This window comes from Streptomyces sp. YKOK-I1 (assembly GCF_054660435.1).
On record NZ_BAAGDR010000001.1, the window covers coordinates 1992991 to 2012577 of the forward strand.

24 protein-coding genes are annotated in these 19587 nt (G+C 72.3%); 6 read left to right on the forward strand and 18 right to left on the reverse strand.

Features of this window, described 5'->3' with window-relative positions; translation table 11 throughout:
• Positions 1-161 precede the first annotated feature (161 nt).
• The 4 genes from ACYQ8Q_RS08335 to ACYQ8Q_RS08350 form a co-directional block, all read right to left on the reverse strand.
• Positions 162-917 (reverse strand): SDR family oxidoreductase, encoded by a 756-nt coding sequence (locus tag ACYQ8Q_RS08335; RefSeq protein ID WP_460063204.1) that lies wholly within the window; start codon positions 915-917, stop codon positions 162-164.
• 12 nt (positions 918-929) lie between these two features.
• Positions 930-1691: a 3-oxoacyl-ACP reductase FabG gene (gene fabG / locus ACYQ8Q_RS08340; protein ID WP_358994133.1), complete on the reverse strand. Its 762-nt coding sequence runs from the start codon at positions 1689-1691 to the stop codon at positions 930-932.
• Between the two features lie 125 nt (positions 1692-1816).
• The gene (locus ACYQ8Q_RS08345; RefSeq protein ID WP_460063207.1) at positions 1817-2266 is read right to left on the reverse strand and encodes a DUF3037 domain-containing protein; all 450 of its coding nucleotides are present in this window, start codon (positions 2264-2266) and stop codon (positions 1817-1819) included.
• Complete coding sequence (locus ACYQ8Q_RS08350) at positions 2263-3027, reverse strand: HipA family kinase (protein ID WP_460063210.1); 765 nt, start codon at positions 3025-3027, stop codon at positions 2263-2265. Before ACYQ8Q_RS08350 ends, ACYQ8Q_RS08345 begins: the two co-directional genes overlap by 4 nt.
• 191 nt (positions 3028-3218) lie before the next feature.
• Here ACYQ8Q_RS08350 and ACYQ8Q_RS08355 point away from each other — a divergent pair, with 191 nt between their 5' ends.
• Positions 3219-3722: a Rieske (2Fe-2S) protein gene (locus ACYQ8Q_RS08355; RefSeq protein ID WP_460063211.1), complete on the forward strand. Its 504-nt coding sequence runs from the start codon at positions 3219-3221 to the stop codon at positions 3720-3722.
• Here the strand turns inward: ACYQ8Q_RS08355 and ACYQ8Q_RS08360 are convergent.
• Positions 3709-4356, reverse strand: coding sequence for a cysteine hydrolase family protein (locus ACYQ8Q_RS08360; RefSeq protein WP_460063212.1), 648 nt, complete (start codon positions 4354-4356; stop codon positions 3709-3711). The two genes, ACYQ8Q_RS08355 and ACYQ8Q_RS08360, sit on opposite strands and share 14 nt — an antisense overlap.
• Positions 4357-4466: 110 nt before the next feature.
• On the opposite strand from ACYQ8Q_RS08360, the gene ACYQ8Q_RS08365 reads away from it, so the two are divergent.
• Positions 4467-4934 carry a pyridoxamine 5'-phosphate oxidase family protein gene (locus tag ACYQ8Q_RS08365; RefSeq protein WP_460063214.1) on the forward strand — a complete coding sequence of 156 codons (468 nt, stop codon included), beginning with the start codon at positions 4467-4469 and terminating at the stop codon, positions 4932-4934.
• Between the two features lie 10 nt (positions 4935-4944).
• On the opposite strand, the gene ACYQ8Q_RS08370 is transcribed toward ACYQ8Q_RS08365, so the two are convergent.
• Positions 4945-5847 carry a LysR family transcriptional regulator gene (locus tag ACYQ8Q_RS08370; RefSeq protein ID WP_460063216.1) on the reverse strand — a complete coding sequence of 301 codons (903 nt, stop codon included), beginning with the start codon at positions 5845-5847 and terminating at the stop codon, positions 4945-4947.
• A 74-nt stretch (positions 5848-5921) separates the two neighbouring features.
• On the opposite strand from ACYQ8Q_RS08370, the gene ACYQ8Q_RS08375 reads away from it, so the two are divergent.
• Entirely contained in the window at positions 5922-6860 is a 939-nt protein-coding gene (locus ACYQ8Q_RS08375; protein ID WP_460063218.1) for a DMT family transporter, read from the forward strand.
• Between the two features lie 76 nt (positions 6861-6936).
• Here the strand turns inward: ACYQ8Q_RS08375 and ACYQ8Q_RS08380 are convergent, their stop codons facing one another.
• Positions 6937-8268: an aminotransferase class I/II-fold pyridoxal phosphate-dependent enzyme gene (locus ACYQ8Q_RS08380; protein ID WP_460063219.1), complete on the reverse strand. Its 1332-nt coding sequence runs from the start codon at positions 8266-8268 to the stop codon at positions 6937-6939.
• A 47-nt stretch (positions 8269-8315) separates the two neighbouring features.
• Between ACYQ8Q_RS08380 and ACYQ8Q_RS08385 the strand changes: the two genes are divergently transcribed.
• Positions 8316-8999, forward strand: coding sequence for a pyridoxamine 5'-phosphate oxidase family protein (locus tag ACYQ8Q_RS08385; protein WP_460063222.1), 684 nt, complete (start codon positions 8316-8318; stop codon positions 8997-8999).
• 37 nt (positions 9000-9036) lie between these two features.
• Here the strand turns inward: ACYQ8Q_RS08385 and ACYQ8Q_RS08390 are convergent, their stop codons facing one another.
• On the reverse strand, positions 9037-10041 hold the full coding sequence (locus tag ACYQ8Q_RS08390; protein WP_460073217.1) for an EamA family transporter: 1005 nt from the start codon (positions 10039-10041) through the stop codon (positions 9037-9039).
• A 64-nt stretch (positions 10042-10105) separates the two neighbouring features.
• Positions 10106-10651 carry a Clp protease N-terminal domain-containing protein gene (locus tag ACYQ8Q_RS08395; protein WP_460063225.1) on the reverse strand — a complete coding sequence of 182 codons (546 nt, stop codon included), beginning with the start codon at positions 10649-10651 and terminating at the stop codon, positions 10106-10108.
• A 236-nt stretch (positions 10652-10887) separates the two neighbouring features.
• On the opposite strand from ACYQ8Q_RS08395, the gene ACYQ8Q_RS08400 reads away from it, so the two are divergent.
• Positions 10888-11316, forward strand: a complete 429-nt coding sequence (locus ACYQ8Q_RS08400) for a type II toxin-antitoxin system Rv0910 family toxin (protein WP_460063226.1) — start codon at positions 10888-10890, stop codon at positions 11314-11316.
• A gap of 106 nt (positions 11317-11422) precedes the next feature.
• On the opposite strand, the gene ACYQ8Q_RS08405 is transcribed toward ACYQ8Q_RS08400, so the two are convergent.
• The gene (locus ACYQ8Q_RS08405) at positions 11423-12067 is read right to left on the reverse strand and encodes a PadR family transcriptional regulator (RefSeq protein WP_358994099.1); all 645 of its coding nucleotides are present in this window, start codon (positions 12065-12067) and stop codon (positions 11423-11425) included.
• Positions 12068-12175: 108 nt separating this feature from the next.
• On the opposite strand from ACYQ8Q_RS08405, the gene ACYQ8Q_RS08410 reads away from it, so the two are divergent.
• A complete protein-coding gene (locus ACYQ8Q_RS08410) occupies positions 12176-12967 on the forward strand; it encodes an SDR family NAD(P)-dependent oxidoreductase (protein ID WP_460063229.1) in 792 nt (263 codons plus the stop codon).
• A gap of 40 nt (positions 12968-13007) precedes the next feature.
• Here ACYQ8Q_RS08410 and ACYQ8Q_RS08415 read toward each other — a convergent pair whose 3' ends face one another.
• The 8 genes from ACYQ8Q_RS08415 to ACYQ8Q_RS08450 all read right to left on the reverse strand — a co-directional run bounded on the left by ACYQ8Q_RS08415 (position 13008) and on the right by ACYQ8Q_RS08450 (position 19585).
• Positions 13008-13847, reverse strand: coding sequence for a class II glutamine amidotransferase (locus tag ACYQ8Q_RS08415; protein WP_460063231.1), 840 nt, complete (start codon positions 13845-13847; stop codon positions 13008-13010).
• A gap of 32 nt (positions 13848-13879) precedes the next feature.
• Positions 13880-14299: a DUF7144 family membrane protein gene (locus ACYQ8Q_RS08420; RefSeq protein ID WP_460063232.1), complete on the reverse strand. Its 420-nt coding sequence runs from the start codon at positions 14297-14299 to the stop codon at positions 13880-13882.
• 49 nt (positions 14300-14348) lie between these two features.
• A complete protein-coding gene (locus tag ACYQ8Q_RS08425; RefSeq protein WP_460063234.1) occupies positions 14349-14792 on the reverse strand; it encodes an SHOCT domain-containing protein in 444 nt (147 codons plus the stop codon).
• A gap of 78 nt (positions 14793-14870) precedes the next feature.
• Positions 14871-15464 (reverse strand): HdeD family acid-resistance protein, encoded by a 594-nt coding sequence (locus tag ACYQ8Q_RS08430; protein ID WP_460063235.1) that lies wholly within the window; start codon positions 15462-15464, stop codon positions 14871-14873.
• A gap of 18 nt (positions 15465-15482) precedes the next feature.
• Positions 15483-15680: a hypothetical protein gene (locus ACYQ8Q_RS08435; protein ID WP_460063236.1), complete on the reverse strand. Its 198-nt coding sequence runs from the start codon at positions 15678-15680 to the stop codon at positions 15483-15485.
• A 126-nt stretch (positions 15681-15806) separates the two neighbouring features.
• On the reverse strand, positions 15807-16325 hold the full coding sequence (locus ACYQ8Q_RS08440; RefSeq protein WP_460063237.1) for a hypothetical protein: 519 nt from the start codon (positions 16323-16325) through the stop codon (positions 15807-15809).
• Between the two features lie 18 nt (positions 16326-16343).
• Positions 16344-17951 (reverse strand): MFS transporter, encoded by a 1608-nt coding sequence (locus tag ACYQ8Q_RS08445; protein ID WP_460063239.1) that lies wholly within the window; start codon positions 17949-17951, stop codon positions 16344-16346.
• A 176-nt stretch (positions 17952-18127) separates the two neighbouring features.
• Complete coding sequence (locus tag ACYQ8Q_RS08450) at positions 18128-19585, reverse strand: DUF6519 domain-containing protein (protein ID WP_460063241.1); 1458 nt, start codon at positions 19583-19585, stop codon at positions 18128-18130.
• Positions 19586-19587: the final 2 nt, after the last annotated feature.

The following is a 19587-nucleotide window of genomic DNA, read 5'->3' on the forward strand; positions in this document are numbered from 1 at the left end:
GACCATACCGCAGGGCTGGAAAGGCTCAATGGGTGAGGGGAAAGCGTTATTGATCAGCGAGAAATCGTGACGACGTTGTCATGCCCCGGGGCGGGTCCGGGGATGGACACGGGCCCCGGTTCCGTCAAGGAACCGGGGCCCGCGGCGGTGTGCGATGAGACTCAGGCCACACCGGCGTTGAGCAGGATGCCGCCGTCGACGACGAGGGTCTGACCGGTGATCCAGTCGGACTGCTCGGAGGTGAGGAAGGCGGCGGTGCCGCCGATGTCGGACGGCACACCGAGCCGGCCCAGCGGGTAGCCGGCGGCCGCCTCCGCCTCCCGGCCCTCGTACAGGGCCTGGGCGAACTTGGTCTTCACTACGGCCGGGGCGATCGCGTTGACCCGCACGCGGGGCGCGAACTCGTGCGCCAGCTGCTGGGTCAGGTTGATCATCGCGGCCTTGCTGATGCCGTACGCGCCGATGAAGGGCGAGGCCGACAGGCCCGCGAGGGAGGCGATGTTGACGATCGCGCCGCCGTTGTCCTTCTGCCAGGCGTGCCAGGTCTTCTGGGCGAAGCCGAGCGCGGAGACCACGTTGGTCTCGAAGACCTTGCGCGCCACCTCGAGGTCGAGGTCGGCGATCGGCCCGAACACCGGGTTGGTGCCCGCGTTGTTGACGAGGTAGTCGACGCGGCCGAAGGCCGCCATCGTCGCCTCGACGGCGGCCGTCTGGTGGTCGAGGTCGTGCGCCTTGCCGGCCACGCCGATGACCCGGTCGGCGCCGAGCTGTTCGACGGCCTCCTTCAGCGCGTCCTCGTTGCGGCCGGTGATGCAGACCCGGTCGCCGCGGGCGACGAGCGCCTCGGCGACGCCGTAGCCGATGCCGCGGCTGGCGCCCGTGACGAGCGCGACCTTGCCGGAGAGTTCCACGGTCATGGTTCCTGATCCCTAGTCGAGCGGTCCGCCGGCGACGTACAGCACCTGGCCGGAGACGAAGCCGGCGGCCTCGTTCGTGAAGAAGGCGATCGCGTTGGCGATGTCGTCGGGCTCGCCGACCCGGGCCACGGGAATCTGGGTGGCGGCGGCGGCCTTGAACTCCTCGAAGCCCATGCCGACCCGGGCGGCGGTCGCGGCGGTCATATCGGTGGCGATGAAGCCGGGGGCGACGGCGTTGGCGGTGATGCCGAACTTGCCGAGCTCGATCGCGAGGGTCTTGGTGAAGCCCTGCAGACCGGCCTTGGCGGCCGAGTAGTTGGCCTGGCCGCGGTTGCCGAGCGCCGAGGACGACGACAGGTTGACGATCCGGCCGAAGCCCGCGTCGACCATGTGCTTCTGGATGGCCTTGGACATCAGGAACGAGCCGCGCAGATGCACGTTCAGAACGGTGTCCCAGTCGGAGACGCTCATCTTGAACAGCAGGTTGTCGCGGAGCACGCCCGCGTTGTTGACGAGGATCGTCGGGGCGCCCAGTTCCGCGACGACACGGGCGATCGCGGCCTCGACCTGGGCCTCGTCGGAGACGTCGGCGCCGATCGCGACGGCCCTGCCGCCGGCCGCGGTGATCTTCTCCACGGTGTCCTTGCAGGCGGCCTCGTCGAGGTCGATCACGGCGACCGCACGGCCCTCGGCGGCGAGCCGTACGGCGGTGGCGGCTCCGATGCCGCGCGCCGCGCCCGTGACTACGGCGACCCGCTGTTCAGTGGTGGACATTCCTGTGTCTCCTCGCCCTTGAGAGAACCTGTCGCGCGGTGAGCGACCGCTTAGTACCTTCGGCAGACGTGACGCTAGAAGCCCTGGCACCCGGTGTCAACGCCACACGGCGCCGGTGTGATCCATTACCTCACCAGGAGACCCAGCAACCGTTCCGTCTCGGCGGCCGGATCGGTGGTGAGTCCGGTGTGCACCGGGCCCGGCTGCACCATCGCCGAGCGCGGCGCGACCAGCCAGCGGAACCGCCGCCCCGGGTCGTCGCCGGCCGCCTGCCCGGCGCCCACGCCGCCCCCGCACACGCCCTCGACGGCCGCCAGCGCGGCCCGGATCCCGGCCACGTCGGCGCCCGGGTCCAGGGCGAGCAGCCGCGCCTCGTCGAGATGGGTGCGGGCACCGACGTAGGCCCGGGCGCGGCAGTAGACCAGCACGCCGGCGTTGATGCACTCGCCGCGCTCCACCCTCGGTACGACCCGCAGCAGGGCGTACTCGAAGACGTCCCGGTCGCCGCCCTGGCCGGACCGGGTGATGTGGCGCTCGGCCACATGGCCGGCCATGTGGATATGGCGCTCGCTCACTTGTTCTCCTCGATGCCGGTGACGCGGTCGGCGATGACGGCCGCCCGGGAGAGCAGCGGCCGGGCATAGGCCTCTCTGAGGTCGTCCGGGGTGTCGAAGCCCGGTTCGTCCGCGAGCCAGACGTCGGGGATCTCGGCGGTGACCTCGGCGAGCAGCTCGGCGGTGACCAGCGGGGCGAGCCGCTCGGCCGCGCCCGCGATGTCCGGGGCGAAGGAGGCCAGGGCGTGGTCGGAGGCGTCGTAGGGGCGGGCCGCGGAGGTCTCGACCGTGGGCCAGTTGTGGTGCCAGATCAGGGTGGCGCCGTGGTCGATGAGCCACAGGTCGCCCTGCCGGAGCAGCAGGTTGGGATTGCGCCAGGAGCGGTCGACGTTGTTGACCAGCGCGTCGAACCAGATGATCGCGCCGGCCTCCGCGGGGCTCACCGGGAAGGCGAGGGGGTCGTAGCCGAGGGCGCCGGACAGGAAGTCCATGCCGAGGTTGGTGCCGCCGCTGGACCTGAGCAGCTCCTGCACCTGCGGGTCGGGTTCGCCGAGGCCGAGGACGGGGTCGAGGGCGACGGTCACGAGCCGGGGCATCCGCAGGCCGAGCCGGCGGGCGAGTTCGCCGCAGACGACCTCCGCGACGAGGGTCTTGCGGCCCTGTCCGGCGCCGGTGAACTTGATGACGTAGGTTCCGAGGTCGTCGGCCTCGACGAGTCCCGGCAGCGAGCCGCCCTCACGCAACGCCGTGATGTAGCGGGTGGCGGTGACTTCCTTGAGCATCGCCCCAGGTTACTGGGGCCTGGTGGGACGGCGGTCGACAGCTCCGCGACAGCTCTGGCTTACGCGGGTCTGATCTCGAAAAGGTCAATATCTCGACACTGTCCGGACTTGGCGGGGGTTCTGAACAAGCGGCGCCCGCCGCCCGTACCTCTCGGCAGATCCACGCACCCCCCTGGAAGGAAATCCTCAGCATGACCAGCGCATCGATCAACTCCGCGTCGAAACCCGCCCGCCGTACGGTCATGGCGGCCGCCGGAGCCGCGGGGCTCTCCGTCGCGCTGACGGCGTGCGGAGGGTCCGACGACGATTCCTCCTCCTCGTCGGCCTCGACCGGCGGGACGACGGGTTCGACGGGGGCCAGTGAGGCCGCGAGCACCGGTGGCACGGGCGGCGGGGACAGCGCGGCCGGCGCGGCGCTGGCCGCGACCGCCGACATCCCCGAGGGCGGCGGCAAGATCTTCGACTCGCAGAAGGTGGTCGTCACCCAGCCGGCGGCGGGCACGTACAAGGCGTTCTCGGCCGTGTGCACCCACCAGGGCTGTGCGGTGAAGACCATCGCGGACGGGGTCATCAACTGCCCCTGCCACAACAGCAACTTCTCGATCGAGGACGGCAGCGTGAAGAGCGGTCCGGCGACCCAGGCGCTGCCCGAGGTGAAGATCACCGTCAGCGGCGACTCGATCACGCTGGCCTGACGTCCGGCCGTCGGAGGGCCGCCAGCACCTCGTCCGTGGTCGCGACCGTGGCGACCAGCGCGAGGGTGTGGCGGATCATCGCGGGGGTGTAGTCGGCAGGCACCCCCGCGATGGCGTCCGAGGGCACGACGGCGGTGTAGCCCCGGTTGACCGCGTCGAAGACGGCGTTCGGGATCGCCACGTTGGCCGAGACCCCGGTCACGACCAGGGTGCGGCAGCCGAGGTTGCGCAGCAGTGCGTCGAGGCCGGTGCCCTGGATCGGCGACAGCCCGTGCAGCCGTCGTACGACGAGATCCTCTCCGGCGACCTCGATCGGGGGCGCGAGACGGGTCGCGTCCGTACCGGTCAGCTGCTGGACCGGCAGGCGCTCGGCGGCACGGAACAGGCGCGCGTTGCGGTTGGCGCCCCGGCCGTCGGGGCGGCGCTCGGCGACGGCGTGGACGACCTGGACGCCGCTCTCGTGCGCGGCGCCGACCAGCCGGGCCACCTGGGTGAGGGCGCCGGACTCCCTGGCCGCGGCGGCGAGTCGGGGCAGTGCGGCACCGGGGCCGACGACGCCCCGCTGGCACTCCACCGTGAGCAGCACGGTGGAGTCGGGGTCGAGGAGGTCCCGGAGCTCTTCGGACGACGGCACGGCTCCCCCTGGTGTCGGGATACTTGCTTTTCTGACACAGTGTCAGAAAAGTCGTACTGGTAAGCAGTACACGGGAAGCAGTGACAAGAGAAGAAGAATGAGGGGGCCGGATGACCGTCACTCAGCGCCGGGGCCGGAAGATCATGATGTCGCCGGGGGAGCTGGACGCGTTCCTCACCACCCAGCGCACCTGCCGGGTGGCCACCACCTCCGCCGACGGCGCCCCGCACGTGAGCGCGCTGTGGTTCCTGTGGGACGGCAGCGCGCTGTGGCTGTACTCCGTCGTGCGCAGCAGGCGCTGGACGCAGCTGTGCCGCGATCCGCGGGTCGCGATCGTGGTCGACACGGGTGAGGAGTACGAGTCGCTGCGGGGCGTCGAGCTGTCCGGCGCCGTGGAGTTCGTGGGCGAGGCTCCGCGCACCGGTGAGCTGTGCGCCGAACTCGACGCCGTGGAGACGCTGTTCGCACGCAAGAACTTCGGCCTGGACGCGATGCCGCACGACGGGCGGCACGCATGGGTGCGGCTGCGGCCGGAGAAGGTCGTCTCCTGGGACTTCCGCAAGCTGGGCGACGGCTGACACCCAGCAGTCAACTCAGGGCGGCTCCAGCCGACTTGAGGGCCTCGACCGCCGCCCGGATCGACGGACGGCGGTCCGCGTCCGCCCGCCAGACCACGTACACATGACGGCGCACCCGCTGCTTGAGCGGGACCATGACGACCCCTTGGGGCACCGGGTCGCGTCCGAGCAGCGGCACGATGCAGACGCCCAACCCGGCGGCGACCAGCCCGAGTTGGGTATGGGTCTCGGCGGCCCGGTGGCCGACGATCGGTTCGACGCCCCGCGAGCGCAGGGTGAACATCAGCCACTCGTGGCAGAACTCGCCCTCGCCCCAGGTGATCCACTCGTCCCCGGCGAACTCCCCGAGATCCACCTCGTCCCGGCCCGCGAGCGGATGCCCGGCCGGCATGGCGACCTCGGCGGGGTCGTCCAGGACCGGCGCCTTGACCAGCCCGTCCGGCACGGGCATCGGCTTGTTGTACCAGTCCAGGACGACCGCGAGATCGAGATCGCCGCGGACGACCCCCGCGACGCCGTTCTCCGGCTCCAGCTCGCAGGAGCGCAGCCGCAGCCCCGGGTGCGCCTTGCGCAGCTCGGCGAGCGCGACGGGGAACAGACCACGTGCGGCGGTCGGGAACGCGGAGATCCGCAGCTCCCCCGCGACCTGTCCGCGCCGGGCCTCCAGATCGGACTGGGCCAGCTCCACCTGGGACAGGATCCGGGCCGCGTGCTCGGCCAGCAGCCGCCCGGCGTCGGTCAGCCGCACCCCCCGGCCGTGCTTGGCCAGCAGCCGCTGCCCGACCTCCCGCTCCAGTTTGGCCAGCTGCTGGGAGACGGCCGAGGTCGTGATGTGCAGGCCCGCGGCGGCGGCACTGACCGAACCGTGCCGGGCGAGGGCGTCGAGGGTCCGCAGGCGCTCCAGGTTCAACATGTAAGCAATGCTACGAGGTATCGGGTGCGAATTCTCGATTGTGCTACGAAGTCCTGTGCCGCATGGTTGCTGCCATGACCACCGCCGCCGACACCGCCGCCACCACCCACGCCTCGGCCTCCGCGGGCCCCCGTATCCGCCGCACGCTCGACTGGCGTCTGCGGTTCGGCGCGCTCTCGCTGATATGGGGCTTCAGCTTCCTGCTCATCAAGGTGGGCACCCATGGCTACGCCCCGTTCCAGGTCACCCTGGGCCGGCTGGTGTTCGGGACGGCGGTGCTGGCGGTCGCGATGGCGGTGCGGCGGGAGCGGCTCCCGCGCGGGGCCCGCACCTGGGCGCATCTGACGGTCGCCGCGTTCCTGCTCAACGCCCTGCCGTTCTCGCTCTTCGCCTACGCCGAGCTGACGATCCCCTCCACCCTGGCCGGCATCTGCAACGCCACCTCGCCCCTGTGGGGCATGGCACTCTCCCTGGTCGCCCTGTCCGAGGACCGGCCCACCCGGGTCCGGGTCGCGGGTCTCGGCCTGGGCTTCCTCGGGGTCCTGACGGTCCTGGGCGCCTGGCAGGGCTTCCACGGCCTGGACGCCCGCGGCACCGCGATGGCCCTGCTCGCCTCACTGAGCTACCCCATCGGCTGGATCTACGTCCGCCGCACCCTGGCCGGGACGGGGGCCTCGGCCCTGTCGATGACCGGCGCGCAACTGGGCGTGGCCGGCCTCCAGCTCGCCGTCGTGACCCCGCTGGTCGCCGGCGTCCCGGACCACTTCGCCCTGCTGCCGCTCCTGGCGATCGCCGCGCTGGGCGCCCTCGGCACGGGTCTGGCGCTGCTGATCCAGTACGGGCTGGTGGCGGAGGTCGGTCCGACGACCGCGCAGATGGTCACGTACTTCATCCCGGTGATCGCGACGGGGGCGGGGGTCGCGCTGCTGGGCGAGCCGCTGAGCTGGTCGACGCCGGTGGGGGCGGTGATCGTGCTGGCGGGGGCGGCACTGACCCAGGCACGGACGAGGTGACGCCCCAGGGGCGCGGGGAACTGCGCGACCCGCCACGACGCACCGGCAGCCGCAGACGACCGACACCCCCGCGGCCCTAGACGTAGCTACGAGAGGGAACCGGCCCCAGGGCCGAGGCCACCGCGTCAGCCAGCGGCCCGACCTCCTCCGCCCGCAGCGTCGACACCGTGATCCGGATCCCCGGCCCGGCGCTCAGCCGGAAGCGTGCCCCCGGTGACACCGCCCACCCCGCGTGCAGCAGCCTCGCCACCACCCCGGTCTCGTCCGGGACGGGCACCCACACGTTCATCCCGCTGCGCCCGTGCGCGGCGACCCCCCGCTCGGCCAGCGCGGTGATCAGCGCCTCGCGCCGTTCGCGGTACGCCGACGCCACCGCCGTAGCGTCCACCGCGCCGTCGGCCCACAGCCGCTCCACGGCCCGCTGGACGAGCAGGCTCACCCACCCGGGCCCCAGCCGCTGCCGCCCCCGGACCCGGTCCACGGTGACCTCGTCGCCGGTGAGCACGGCGAGCCGCAGGTCGGGGCCGTAGGCCTTGGCGACCGAGCGGACGAAGGCCCAGTGCCGGGTGACACCCGCGAGGGGGGACAGGGGCAGGTCGACGATGCCGTGGCCGTGGTCGTCCTCGATCAGCAGGACCCCGGGATGGTCGGCGAGGACCGTGCGCAGCGCACGCGCGCGTGCCGCGGTCACGGAGGCCCCAGTGGGGTTCTGGGCGCGGTCGGTGATCAGCACGGCGCGCGCCCCGCTCTCCAGAGCCGCACGCAGGCCGTCCGGGAGCGGGCCCTCGTCGTCGACGCCGACCGGGACCGTGCGCAGCCCGAGCGCCGGGACGAGGTCGAGGGTGCGCCCCCAGCCGGGGTCCTCCACGGCGACCCCGTCGCCCGGCTTGAGGTGGGCGGCGAGGACGCGCTCGACGGCGTCCAGGGAGCCGGAGGCCACGGTGAGCGGTCCGGCGGGCACGCCGTCGGCGTCGAGCGCGGCGCGGGCCGCCCGGGCCAGGCCGGGGTCCACGGGATCGGCGCCGTACAGGACCGGCTCGCGGTCGGCGCGTGCGGCGGCCGCCGTGAAGGCGGTCGTGAGCGGGGGCAGCAGGGCCGGGTCGGGGTTGCCGTCCGCCAGGTCGCGAACCCCCTCCGGCACATCGAGACGCGCCTTCTCCCGGCCGGTGGTGGCGGGCTTGGGACGCACCCGGCTGCCCCGCCGCCCGTGCGTCTCGATGACCCCGCGCTCACGCAGGGTGCGGTACGCGGCCGCGACCGTGTTCGGGTTCACCCCGAGCGTGACCGCCAACTCCCTCATCGGCGGCAGCAGTTGCCCCGGCTCCAGGGCGCCTTCACCCACCGCGCGCTCGATGCTCGCGGAAATGTCCGCTGCGCGCCGGCCTTCGATCCGATACTCTCCTAGCACAAAGCAGATTATGCACTAGTGCAATGGAGAGGTCAATGGAGAGCGCAATGCAGGGGACCCCTCAGCCGACACAGCGGCCCGCCGCGTACCCCGCGACCGACCGCACGGTCCCCACGCGTGCCGCACAGAAGGCCTCCTACGACAAGGACCTGGTGCACGCGATACTCGACGAGGGGTACGTCTGCCACCTCGGCTTCGTCCGCGACGGCGCGCCGGTCGTGCTGCCGACGCTGTACGGCCGGGTCGGCGAGATCCTGTACGTGCACGGCTCCACCGGTTCGCGTCCGCTGCGGATGGCGGGCCAGGCCGACCCGGGGCTGGCGGTGTGCCTGACGGTGACGCACGTGGACGGTCTGGTGCTGGCCCGCTCCGCCTTCCACCACTCGATCAACTACCGCTCGGTGGTGGTGCACGGCCTGGCGTACGACGTCACCGACCCGGAGGAGAAGCGCGCCGCCCTCGACGCCCTGGTCGACCATGTCGTCCCGGGCCGCGCCGCCGACTCCCGCCCGGCGAACAAGAAGGAACTCGCGGCGACCGCGGTGATCCGCCTCGACCTGAACGAGGTCTCCGCCAAGACCCGCACCGGCGGGGTCAACGAGGAGCCCGAGGACCTGGCCCTGCCGCACTGGGCCGGGGTGCTCCCGCTGAGCAAGGGGTTCGGCGCCCCGCTCCCGGAGGCCGACCTGGCCCCCGGCACGCCGTTCCCGGACTACCTGGCGGCCCGGTGACGCACTGACACCCGCGGGGCGCCCTCCCCCGCCCGTGTCAGGCCGTGGCCTCGCGGGCGGACGGATCCCGCTCGGGCTCACCGCCGGCGACCGGCCGCGGGGAGCCCTTGGCCGGCGCGGACGACTGGGCGATGTACGCGCCGAGCAGCACCATCGCGCCGCCGGCGAGCTGGGGTGCCGAGAGATGCTCGCCCAGCAGGACCCAGGCCAGCACGGTCGCGACGACCGCCTCCAGACAGGCCACGACCCCGGCGACCTGCGGCGAGAGCCTGCGCACGGAGAGCACCCCGGTGACGTACGCGACGACCGTGGCGATCAGCACGATCCAGCCGAGCAGCAGCGAGGCCGGGACCCGGGTGCCGTTCAGGTCGGCGGAGCCCGCGAGCACGGAGAAGTCCAGGTTCCACGGGCGGGCCACAACGGTGAGCACCAGCGCGCCGATCAGTAGACCGTACGCGATCACACCGAGCGGGTCGGGGGCGTCGTCGCCGGCGTCGCCGCCCTGGTCGGCCAGCACGAAGTAGCCCACCTGACAGCAGGCGGCGGCCAGCGCGAGCAGCAGCCCGAGGGCGTCGAAGCGGAGCCCCGACCACACCTCGACGACACAGGTGAGCCCGCCGACGGCGAGGACCACCCCGAGCGCGGCGGCGCGGGTCACCGGCCGCCGCTGCACGAACCGCACCCAGCCCAGCACCAGGGCGGGCGCGAGGTACTCCAGGAGCAGGGACACCGCGACGGGCATCCGGGAGATCGAGGCGAAGTAGAAGGCCTGGACACCGGCCACCGCGAGCAGACCGAACCCGGCGAGGAGCGCGGGACGGCGGCGCAGCAGCGCGCGGTGGCGCACGGCGAGCGGCAGCATGACCAGGGCGGCGCCGGTCACCCTCAGCCAGACCACGTGCAGCGGGTCGAGCCCCGCCTCGATCAGCGGCTTGGCCGCGACCCCCGATCCGCCGAAGGCGATCGCCGATCCGACCGCCAGCCCGAGCCCGATGCCCTTGCCGCGGCTGCCCTGACTGCTTCCAGAGGTGCGCACCGGCACATGATGACAGGCCATGACAGCACCGTCATCCCCGATGACACCTGTCTCGGGAACTGGACGGCGGTCAGCACAGCTCCTCCGGCTCGCGTACCGCCAGGCTCTCCCCGACGCGGGCGCGCAGGTCGTGCACGTCCACGCCGGCATGGGTGAGGACCTCGACGGCCCGGGCCTGCGGGTCCGCGACGAGCGCGGTGAGGAGGTCGAGTCCGGGGGTCCGGACGGCGCCCGGCCGGCCGCCGCCCGCTCCCGCCCGCTCCAGCGCGGCGGCGGCGACCGGCGAGAACCCCTCCACCGCCGGGACGACGGGCAGCGCCCCGGAGTCCTCGACCCCGCTCTGCCAGCGCAGGCCGTAACCGATGCTGCGCTGGACCAGATAGCCGAGCAGCCGGGCGAGCTGGGGCCCGTCGCCGAAGACGGCGCGGACCCGGGGATCGTGTTCGAGGAGGGAGTGCAGCAGATGGGCGGTGTCGATCTGGCGGTCCCCGTCGCGCACCGCGCGGCGGCGGGCGGCGGCGAGCACCGCCGCGGACTCGTCGTCGGGTCTCAGGTCGTCGTCCGTCCCGTGCGTCGCCTGGTCACCTGTCGACTGCCGGGGAATACGGGGTTGCACATCCCCACCTCATCAGCCCCGTCCGGCCGCGTCATCCCCGGAGGGAAGCATCTGCGCGTCCCACACAGAGCGGACACCGGTGGACGGAATCTCCTCCTTGCGGAGGAGATCAGGCCACACACCTGTCGGGGGCGCGCGCCGCCTTGACGGTTCATCAGTATTGAATGTTCGAGGTCCTGGAGCTACGTTCCGCGACACCGAAGCGCCCAGTTGCCCGACACGAGGAGGGTGGTCTCATGGCCGAAGTCAGCGCGGAGGCACGCATCCAGGCACCGGCCGAGAAGGTGTGGGCCCAGCTCACCGACTGGCCGGCCTACGGGGAGTGGAACGCGACGCACACCAACTTCCCCGGCGGCGGCCCGGACACCCTCGAGGTGGGCGCCACCTTCCAGGAGAACATGAAGCTCATGGGCTTCCCGGCCGAGGTCGAGTGGACGGTCGCGGAGCTGGAGCCGGCGCGGGTGCTGGTGATCCGCGGCAAGGGCCCGATGGCGGTGTCCGTGGCCACCCGCTACACCCTCACCCCGGACGGGGACGCCACGACGGTCCGTATCGACGGCGAGTTCACGGGCGCGGCCGTGTCGCTGATGGCGGGCAAGCTGAAGGACTCGGGAACGGCCGCCCTGAACGAGTCGCTGCGCAAACTGGGCGGGCTGGTGGCCTGACCCGGGCCGGCCACGGCCGCCGTACGACACGACGAGGGCGCCCCGCGGATCGCTCCACGGGGCGCCCTCGTCGTCGTAGGACCGCCACAGCGCCGTACGACTGCCGTCAGTCCTCGTCGGCGAGGATCAGGTACAGCTTCTTGCGGGCCTCGTTGATGACCGTGAGCGCCTTGTCGCGCTGGTCCTTGCTGCCGGTCTTCCAGACCTGCCCGAAGGCCTCCATCAGACCGAACCCGGCCTGGCGGATCTCGCCGAGCGCCTCCCAGTCGACGCCACGCGTGGCCTCCTCCCAGGGGGCTTCGGGGCCCTCCTCGGCCGCCGTACGGCCCTCCTCGGTGAGCGAGAACAGCTTCTTGCCGCCTTCGCTCTCACTGCTGATCAGACCCTCGTCCTCCAGGAGCTGGAGGGTCGGGTACACCGAGCCGGGGCTGGGCTTCCACGCCCCGCCGCTGCGCTCGGCGATCTCCTGGATCATCTCGTAACCGTGCATCGGACGGTCCTTGAGCAGGGCCAGGATCGATGCCCGTACGTCACCGCGCCGTGCCCTCCCCCTGGGTCCGCCGCGCCCTCGTCCGCCCCAGGGGCCGGGACCGAAGCCCGGTCCGCCGGGACCGAAACCGGGACCGCCGGGGCCGAAGCCGGGGCCACCCGGACCGAAGGGCCCGAAGGCCGCACGCCGGCCGCCCCGTCCACCGCGGCCGCTCCAGGGGCCGTCCTCACCATGTCCACGCTCGAATCCGTGGGTACGCATCGCCCATCACTCCATTCCATCGTTGATCTGTCGCGATGCGTCAACGATATATCGGAATAGTTCGCTTGGCAAGGTCGCTCGACAGGGCCCCGCCGATAGGGTGCGGACATGACCTCGCAGCGCGGCCCGCACGCCTATCTCTCCGAACTGTTCTCACTGGACGGCCTGGTCGCCCTGGTGACGGGCGGCAGCTCCGGCATCGGACGGGCCATCGCCGGCGCGCTCGCGGGGGCCGGGGCGCGTGTGGTGGTCGTGGCCCGCCGGGAGCCGGAACTGGTCGCCACCGTCGAGGAGTTGACGGCAAAGGGCGGCCGGGCGGCCTGGGTGAGCGCCGATCTGAGCACCCGGGACGGCGTGCGCGCGGCGGCGGAGAAGGCGGCCGCCGTGTTCGGCGAGCCGGACATCCTCGTCAACAGCGCGGGCATCAACCTGCGGCCGCCGATGGGCGAGCTGGGCGAGGACGTGTGGGACGCCACCATGGCGGTGAACCTGGAGGCGCCCTATCTGCTGGGCCTGCGGTTCGGCCCCGGCATGGCCGAGCGGGGCTTCGGGCGGATCATCCACCTCACGTCCCAGCAGGCGCACCGGGCCTTCGTCCGCAGCGGCGCGTACGGGGTCTCCAAAGGGGCGCTGGAGTCGCTGGCCCGTTCCCAGGCGGAGGCGTGGTCGCCGCACGGCGTCACCTGCAACACCCTGGTGCCCGGCTTCGTCATGACCCCGCTCAACACACGGCTGTCGGCCGACCCGGAGCGCGTGGCCGCACTGGCCGCGCGCACCATGGTCGGCCGCAACGGGCTGGCCGAGGACTTCGCCGGGGCGGCGGTGTTCCTGGCCTCCCGCGCCTCCGGCTATGTCACGGGGCAGGCGCTCTTCGTCGACGGCGGGTTCTCCGTCCACTGAAGCGCCCGCCCCGCGACCGCCTCGTCGGCGAACGGGACGGCTAGACCGCCTGTGGGGTGAACTGGTGCATCTGGTCGTTGCCCGGTTCGACGACGCCGTAGCTGCTCTCGGGCACCTCGTTCCAGGCGCCCGGGAGGTCGCCCAGGGGCTCGGAGACGACGAGCCGGGTCTCGTCGGAGACCTCCCGCAGGAAGGCGAGGTCGGGGTGGAGTTCGCGCAGGGTCTCCACCGCGGTGCTGTAGAACAGCGAGCGGGACTGTCCCTGGCTGGAGTAGCGGAAGCCCCACATCCGCTCGCCGTCGGCGACCGAGACCGTCATCTGGAGCGGGAACTCCACGTCGTGGTCGTGCCCGACCTGCTCCACGAACCCCGCCATCCGCTCGACGGCGGCCGGCGGGTCCTTCTCCAGCCCGAAGGTGAGGGCCAGGTAGAACATCATCTCGGAGTCCGTCGAGCCCTCCATGTCGAGGAACAGCTCCGGGTCGACGGCGAGGGCGAGATCACGACGGATCCGGCGGAAGTCGTTGATCGCCCCGTTGTGCATCCACAGCCAGCGGCCGTGCCGGAAGGGGTGGCAGTTGGTCTGCTGCACCGCCGTGCCGGTCGTCGCCCGGATGTGGGCGAAGAACAGCGGGGAGCGGACATGGCGGGCGATCTCCCGCAGGTTGCGGTTGCTCCACGCCGGACCGACGTCCCGGAAGACCGCCGGGACCTGGTCGTCCGACTCGGGCGCGTACCAGCCGATGCCGAAGCCGTCGCCGTTGGTCGTCTCCACGCCCATCCGGGAGTGCAGACTCTGGTCGATCAGCGAGTGCGCCGGCTTGTACAGGATCGTGTCGAGAAGGATGGGGGTCCCCGAGTAGGCCAGCCATCGGCACATGTCGTCAGCCTTCCTGTTCGCGCTCCAAGGGGTCAGGCGTACCGGTCGGGTCGCACGACGCACAGCGCCCAGATGACGAACGCGGAGAAGGCGATCATCACCACCGACCAGACCGGGTAGTACGGCAGGGAGAGGAAGTTGGCGATGATGATGAGGCTCGCGATGGCCACACCGCCGACGCGGGCCCACATCGCCGTCTGGAACAGCCCCAGGCTGACGATCACCGCGACCGCCCCGAGGATCAGATGGACCCAGCCCCAGCCGGTGAGGTCGAAGCGGAAGACGTAGCTGCTCGTCGTGACGAAGATGTCGTCCTCGGCGATCCCCATGATCCCGCGGAAGATGTCCAGCACCCCGGCGATCATGAGGGTGACCGCGGCGAACGCCGTCAGACCCTCGGCCCAGTGCCGCCCGGTCTCGCGCGCGTGCGTCGGCGTCGGATTGGTCGTCATGCCCTGCCTCGATTCGGTGACTTCGGTGTCTTCGGTGGCGTCCGGCCGCTCAGCGGTGGCTCGCGGAGCCGTGTCCGCTCAGGACCAGCTGCTTGGCCCGGTCGTACTCCTCGTCCGTGATGTCCCCGCGGGCCTTGATCTCGGACAGCTTGGCGAGTTCGTCCACACTGCTCGTCGGGGCGCCGGTGCCCTTGGCGGTGTCCCGGATGTAGTCGTCGAACTGCTGCTGCTGTTCCCTCGCCTGCGCCATCTCCCGGCGGCCCATGTTCTTCCCGCGGGCCACGACGTAGACGAACACGCCCAGGAAGGGCAGGCAGATGCAGAACACCAGCCAGCCGGCCTTGGCCCAGCCGCTGAGGTCGTCGTCGCGGAAGATGTCCACGATCACGCGGAACAGCAGCACGAACCACATGATCCACAGGAAGAAGATCAGCATGGTCCAGAAGGCGCTGAGCAGCGGATAGTCGTAGGCGAGGTACGTGTCCCCGGTCATCTCGGTCCTCCGTTCCGGGCCTGCGCCCGTCGGCCGTTGACTGCGTCTTCAGCGTGCGCACGGCAAGCGCCGGGCGCCTCACCCCGAGCGGGTGAGACCCGCCCGGTGCAGCGCCGCCCGCCAGGCGAGGGCCAGCGCGACCTCCGCGAGGCCCAGCAGCACCAGCCACAGCCCGAGCAGCCGGGTCAGCGCCCGGGCCGACTCGGTGGGCAGGGCCAGCACGACGATGCCCGCGACGACGGCGAGCAGGGCCACGGCCAGGACGAAGCCCCGGTGCGGCAGGTCCCGGGTGGCCAGGGCCGTGTAGAGGGTGAGGACGCCCGACACCAGCCAGACGACCCCGACGATCAGCGAGAGCGCGGCGATGGTCTGCAGCGGGTTGCGCAGACAGAGCACGCCGGCCAGGACGTACAGCACGGACAGCAGGAGTCCGGGCAGCCGTTCGCCGTGGTCCTCCCGGGCGAAGACGGCGACGAACCGGAACAGCCCGGTCACGAGCAGATACAGCCCGATCAGCACCGCGAGGACGTGCAGGGTCTCGTCGGGCCAGACCAGCACCAGGATGCCCGGGACGAGCGTGGCGACGGCCGACCCGAGCAGCCAGGTCCAGGAGCGGCCGAGGGCGGAGAGTACGGCGGCGGGATCCCCGCCGGGCGACGACGGCACGGTCATGGCTCCTCCAAACGGGGGTCAGTCCGGCATCTGCCGCATCTCCAGGACGCGCAGTCCCAGGGACTGGCAGCGGGCCAGCAGGCCGTACAGATGCGCCTCGTCGACGACGTGCCCGAACAGGACGGTCTGGCCGGACATCACGACGTGGTCCAGCTCGGGAAAGACCTTGGTCAACGTCTCCGACATCTGTCCGTCGACACGGATCTCGTAGCGCATGAGCCTTCCTTGTGGTCTCCCTGCGATGGTCCGTCGCGGCGGGCCGCGGAGCCTCACCCACCAGAGGTGAGACGCCGCCCGGGCCACTCGGCTGATCTGCGGCGATGCCTCCCGGCCACCTCCCGGTCAATGGGTGATGAGCAGCTTGAACGCGATGATCGCCAGGCCCAGCAGCAGGTTCACCGCGGCGGTGACGGCCACCAGCGGCCACTCGGCCCCGGCCCGTCGTGCCGCCGCCACCGACCAGCCGACCTGGCCCGCCACGGCGACCGACAGCGCGAGCCACAGCGTGCCCGTGAGATCGAGGCCCAGAAGGGGGCTGACGGCCACGGCGACCGAGGGCGGGACGGCGGCCTCGACGATCGGCCACTCCTCCCGGCACACGTGCAGCAGGACCGTGCGGCCCGGCCGCCGCTGGACCAGCCGCGCCCCGAACATCTGGGCGTGCACATGGGCCAGCCAGAACGCCACGCCCGTCAGCAGCAGCAGCCCCACCAGCTCCAGACGGGGGAAGTCGCCCAGCGCTCCGGCGCCGACCACGACGGACGCGGCGAGCATCGAGCCGTAGACGCCCCCGGTGTAGTCGGCGCGGGACCGCCGCCCGAGGGTGGGCTCCCTGGCCCTGAGGTGCTCCGTGTCGGACATGCCGAGCTCCTTCGCGGGTCAGACCGCGCCGGCGCGCGAGGGCTGCGGACGACGGGTGGGCGGCCGGCCCGGCAGGTGCGAGGTGACGAGAAGACTGGCCAGGGTGACGCCTCCGGCGGCGAGGATGCCCGCCTTCAGACCGTCGAGCTGCGCCGTGGCGTAGGCCTCGGTGAGCGCGTCGACCTCGGCCGGCGGCAGCCCCGCCTGCTCGGCCGCCGAGCGCACCTGGTCGGTGGGCACGAAGGAGATCCCGGCCTCCAGGGCGATGCTCGTGCTCTGCACGGTCTCCTCCGACAGCCGCGGGTCGTTCTCCACCTCGGTGGTGAAGGCCTGGGCGAGGGCACCGACGAGCAGGGACCCGATGAGCGCGGTGCCCAGCGCGGACCCGAGGTTCTGGGCGGTGAACTGCAGCCCGCCGACCTCGCTGCGCTCCTCCTCGCCCACGCTGGACTGGACGACGTTGCCGAGCTGCGAGGCGAGCAGGCCCATCCCGATGCCGAGCAGCCCCATCGCGCAGCCGAACTGCACGTCGTCGATGTCCGGGTCGATGGTGGCCAGCAGCCACACGATGGCGGCGAGCAGGGTCAGCAGGGCGAGGCGTACCACCAGGCGCGCACCCGCCTTCCGCCCGAGCCGGGCGGCGAGCGTGGACGCCACGAGCATGGTGACGGACACGGGCACCAGGCGCAGTCCGGTCTCGAAGGCGTCGAAGCCCTGGACGACCTGGAGGTAGAGCGGGATGGCGAAGAACAGCCCGAGCAGGATGAGGTTCTGGCTGAGCAGACACAGCAGGCCGGAGCGCAGGGTGGGCTGGTGCAGCAGGTCGAGATGGACCAGGGGGTCGGCGTGGCGCCGCTCCTGGTGCCGCTCCCAGTGCACGAAGACGGCCAGGACGACGGCGCCGAGGCCGATCACGAAGAGGGTCGGCGCGAACCCCAGGACGGTGAAGGGCGGATTGCGTGGCTGCACCCAGCCCCAGGTGCCGCTCTGGAGCACCCCGAGCACGCCGAGCGCCAGGCCCACCGCCGACAGCGCGGCGCCGATCCCGTCCAGCCGCGGCCGGGGCCCGGTCTGCGGGATGTCGGCGATCACACGGCGGAAGGCGAGGATCGCCAGGACCACCACCACCTCACCGGCGAAGACCAGCCGCCAGGTGAGGTACGTCGTCACCCAGCCGCCCAGCAGCGGTCCGACCGCGATGCCCGCGCCCGCGAGCCCGCCGATGACGCCGTACGCGACGGCCCGGTCCCGCCCCCGGTAGGAGGCGGCGACGAGGGCGGCCATGGCGGGCAGCACCATCGCGGCGCCCAGCCCCTCGATGACCGACCAGCCCAGGGCCAGCACCCACACGGTGGGGGCGGCGGCGGTCAGGGCCGAGCCGACCGCGTAGACGCCGAGGCCGAACAGGAACATCCGGCGGCGTCCGAAGATGTCCCCCAGTCTGCCGCCCACGATCATGAAGGCGGCCATGACCAGGGCGTACAGCGTGATGACGCCCTGGATGGCGGTCACCTCGGTGTCGAAGTCCTCGACCAGCTGGCTGATGGAGACGTTCATGACGGACGTGTCCAGCACCATCAGGAACTGGGCCGTGCCGAGGACGATCAGAGCCCGCCAGTGTGCCACGGTGTCCACCTCGCCGAGTCGGCCCGGAACGCCGGTGGGCGTCGGCCGGGCGGCGACCGCGACCGACCGGCCGCCCTTCCATCGCAGCTCAGGGGGCCGTGCGGTGCCTCACCCGTCACGGGCGAGTCTGCGGGCCGGCGAGGCGGGGCGGCTGGTGCGGGGCGCGGCTTCGGCGGTCAGGCCGTGAGCGGCCGGAAGACCTTCCTGAGGTCCTGGGCCTGGCCGTCGTCGATCCACGCCAGCGGCGCGTAGTGGTAGGCGACGCCCGCCGGACGCGCGAGCAGCGGCCGCCCCACGGCGTCCGTGGGCCACTCGACGGCGCCGGTGACGGTGCGGGCGGCGAAGGTCCAGTGATCGCCGGAGACGTACCGTCCACAGGGCGCGAAGTAGATCTGCACCCCGTCCTCGAGGTCGATCCACTCGCCCTCGACCAGCTTCACCGCTCCGCCCTCCAGCCTGGGCGCGCCGCGGCGGCGGCTCTCCAGCTGGTCCCAGCGCCGCAGATACGGATGCCGCCCCGGCTGCCGCCCGACCGTCGGGTCCGGCTCCCCGGACAGCCGCACCCGCCGCCCGGGCAGGTCGATCTCGACCACCTGGAGCAGGTCGAGGATCTCGCCGCGCCCGGCGGACGCGTCGTCGCCGACCTCGACGAAGTCACCGACGTCCAGGTCGAGTTTGTCGTCGCGGCCCAGTGCCTCCAGGGTGACCCACTCGTCGACGTCGGTCAGCGGCAGCACCACCGACCCGTTCTCGCGCGACCACTTGTACGACGCTTCGCCGGCCTCGCCACCGCGGTGGATCTCCACGCGGTAGAGCTGGTTCTCCGGTCCGCGGTAGCGCGCGTCCGGCGCCACCAGGCACGGGTCGTTCTCGACCCGCGCCGGCCGCTCGGAGTGCGCGGCGAGCCGGCAGGTGCGGTCCTGCTGCTCGGCGACCCACGCGTCGAACGCCCCCGCGGGATCACTCCACCGGTCCTCCCCCAGCTCCAGGGGCAGCACCTGCCAGTCGACCCGTACCCGCGCCGTGGTGTCGGGCAGCGCGGCGCCGAGCGCGGTCTCCCGCAGCAGGGGGTCCTGTACGGCCGTCACCAGCCGGTCGTGCACCCGCAGGTAGGCCAGGAACGGGCCGGACGGCAGCTCGTCCTCGACCCGCTCGGCATCGCGGTAGGCGTACGGCTGGTCCCAGTACGTCCACGCCGGGTCGCACCCGGTGCTGTCGTCGGTCCTCGCCGCGGCCTTCGCGGACGCCGTCCTCTTCGCGGCCACGAGCTTCTTCGCGGCCGTGTCCGGGTGATCGTGCCCGGTCTCCGTCGGCCGGCCGCCGCACTCCTCCACCGCCGGCAGCGGTTCCGGACGGGTGGCGTCGACCGGGATGCCGTCCACGTAGTACCTGCCGGGCGCGATGGTGAGCGAGGCCTTCTCGCCCTCGGACTCCGCGTCGTACTCGATCCTGAAGCCGTCACCGGGCCCGCCGTGCCGGCCGATCAGGTCGGCGGCCAGGGCCCGGTCGGCCGCCAGACCCAGCTCGGCCTGCTCGTTGGCCTCGGCGTCCAGCAGCACCCGGCCCTGCTGGCCGACCACCGCGACGTAGTGCTCCTCCGGCCGGTACGTCCGGCGTGAGAAATCGCCGTGCATCC

Excerpts from the sequence above, each read along its gene's own strand:
- ACYQ8Q_RS08430 (WP_460063235.1), bottom strand. The coding sequence starts at position 15,464 with ATGACCGTGCCGTCGTCGCCCGGCGGGGATCCCGCCGCCGTACTCTCC.
- ACYQ8Q_RS08440 (WP_460063237.1), bottom strand. The coding sequence starts at position 16,325 with ATGTCCGACACGGAGCACCTCAGGGCCAGGGAGCCCACCCTCGGGCGG.
- ACYQ8Q_RS08375 (WP_460063218.1), top strand. The coding sequence starts at position 5,922 with ATGACCACCGCCGCCGACACCGCCGCCACCACCCACGCCTCGGCCTCC.
- ACYQ8Q_RS08425 (WP_460063234.1), bottom strand. The coding sequence starts at position 14,792 with ATGACCGGGGACACGTACCTCGCCTACGACTATCCGCTGCTCAGCGCC.
- ACYQ8Q_RS08450 (WP_460063241.1), bottom strand. The coding sequence starts at position 19,585 with ATGCACGGCGATTTCTCACGCCGGACGTACCGGCCGGAGGAGCACTAC.
- ACYQ8Q_RS08405 (WP_358994099.1), bottom strand. The coding sequence starts at position 12,067 with ATGCGTACCCACGGATTCGAGCGTGGACATGGTGAGGACGGCCCCTGG.
- ACYQ8Q_RS08385 (WP_460063222.1), top strand. The coding sequence starts at position 8,316 with ATGCAGGGGACCCCTCAGCCGACACAGCGGCCCGCCGCGTACCCCGCG.
- ACYQ8Q_RS08420 (WP_460063232.1), bottom strand. The coding sequence starts at position 14,299 with ATGACGACCAATCCGACGCCGACGCACGCGCGCGAGACCGGGCGGCAC.
- fabG (WP_358994133.1), bottom strand. The coding sequence starts at position 1,691 with ATGTCCACCACTGAACAGCGGGTCGCCGTAGTCACGGGCGCGGCGCGC.
- ACYQ8Q_RS08355 (WP_460063211.1), top strand. The coding sequence starts at position 3,219 with ATGACCAGCGCATCGATCAACTCCGCGTCGAAACCCGCCCGCCGTACG.
- ACYQ8Q_RS08435 (WP_460063236.1), bottom strand. The coding sequence starts at position 15,680 with ATGCGCTACGAGATCCGTGTCGACGGACAGATGTCGGAGACGTTGACC.
- ACYQ8Q_RS08370 (WP_460063216.1), bottom strand. The coding sequence starts at position 5,847 with ATGTTGAACCTGGAGCGCCTGCGGACCCTCGACGCCCTCGCCCGGCAC.
- ACYQ8Q_RS08415 (WP_460063231.1), bottom strand. The coding sequence starts at position 13,847 with ATGTGCCGATGGCTGGCCTACTCGGGGACCCCCATCCTTCTCGACACG.
- ACYQ8Q_RS08410 (WP_460063229.1), top strand. The coding sequence starts at position 12,176 with ATGACCTCGCAGCGCGGCCCGCACGCCTATCTCTCCGAACTGTTCTCA.
- ACYQ8Q_RS08350 (WP_460063210.1), bottom strand. The coding sequence starts at position 3,027 with ATGCTCAAGGAAGTCACCGCCACCCGCTACATCACGGCGTTGCGTGAG.
- ACYQ8Q_RS08335 (WP_460063204.1), bottom strand. The coding sequence starts at position 917 with ATGACCGTGGAACTCTCCGGCAAGGTCGCGCTCGTCACGGGCGCCAGC.
- ACYQ8Q_RS08365 (WP_460063214.1), top strand. The coding sequence starts at position 4,467 with ATGACCGTCACTCAGCGCCGGGGCCGGAAGATCATGATGTCGCCGGGG.
- ACYQ8Q_RS08400 (WP_460063226.1), top strand. The coding sequence starts at position 10,888 with ATGGCCGAAGTCAGCGCGGAGGCACGCATCCAGGCACCGGCCGAGAAG.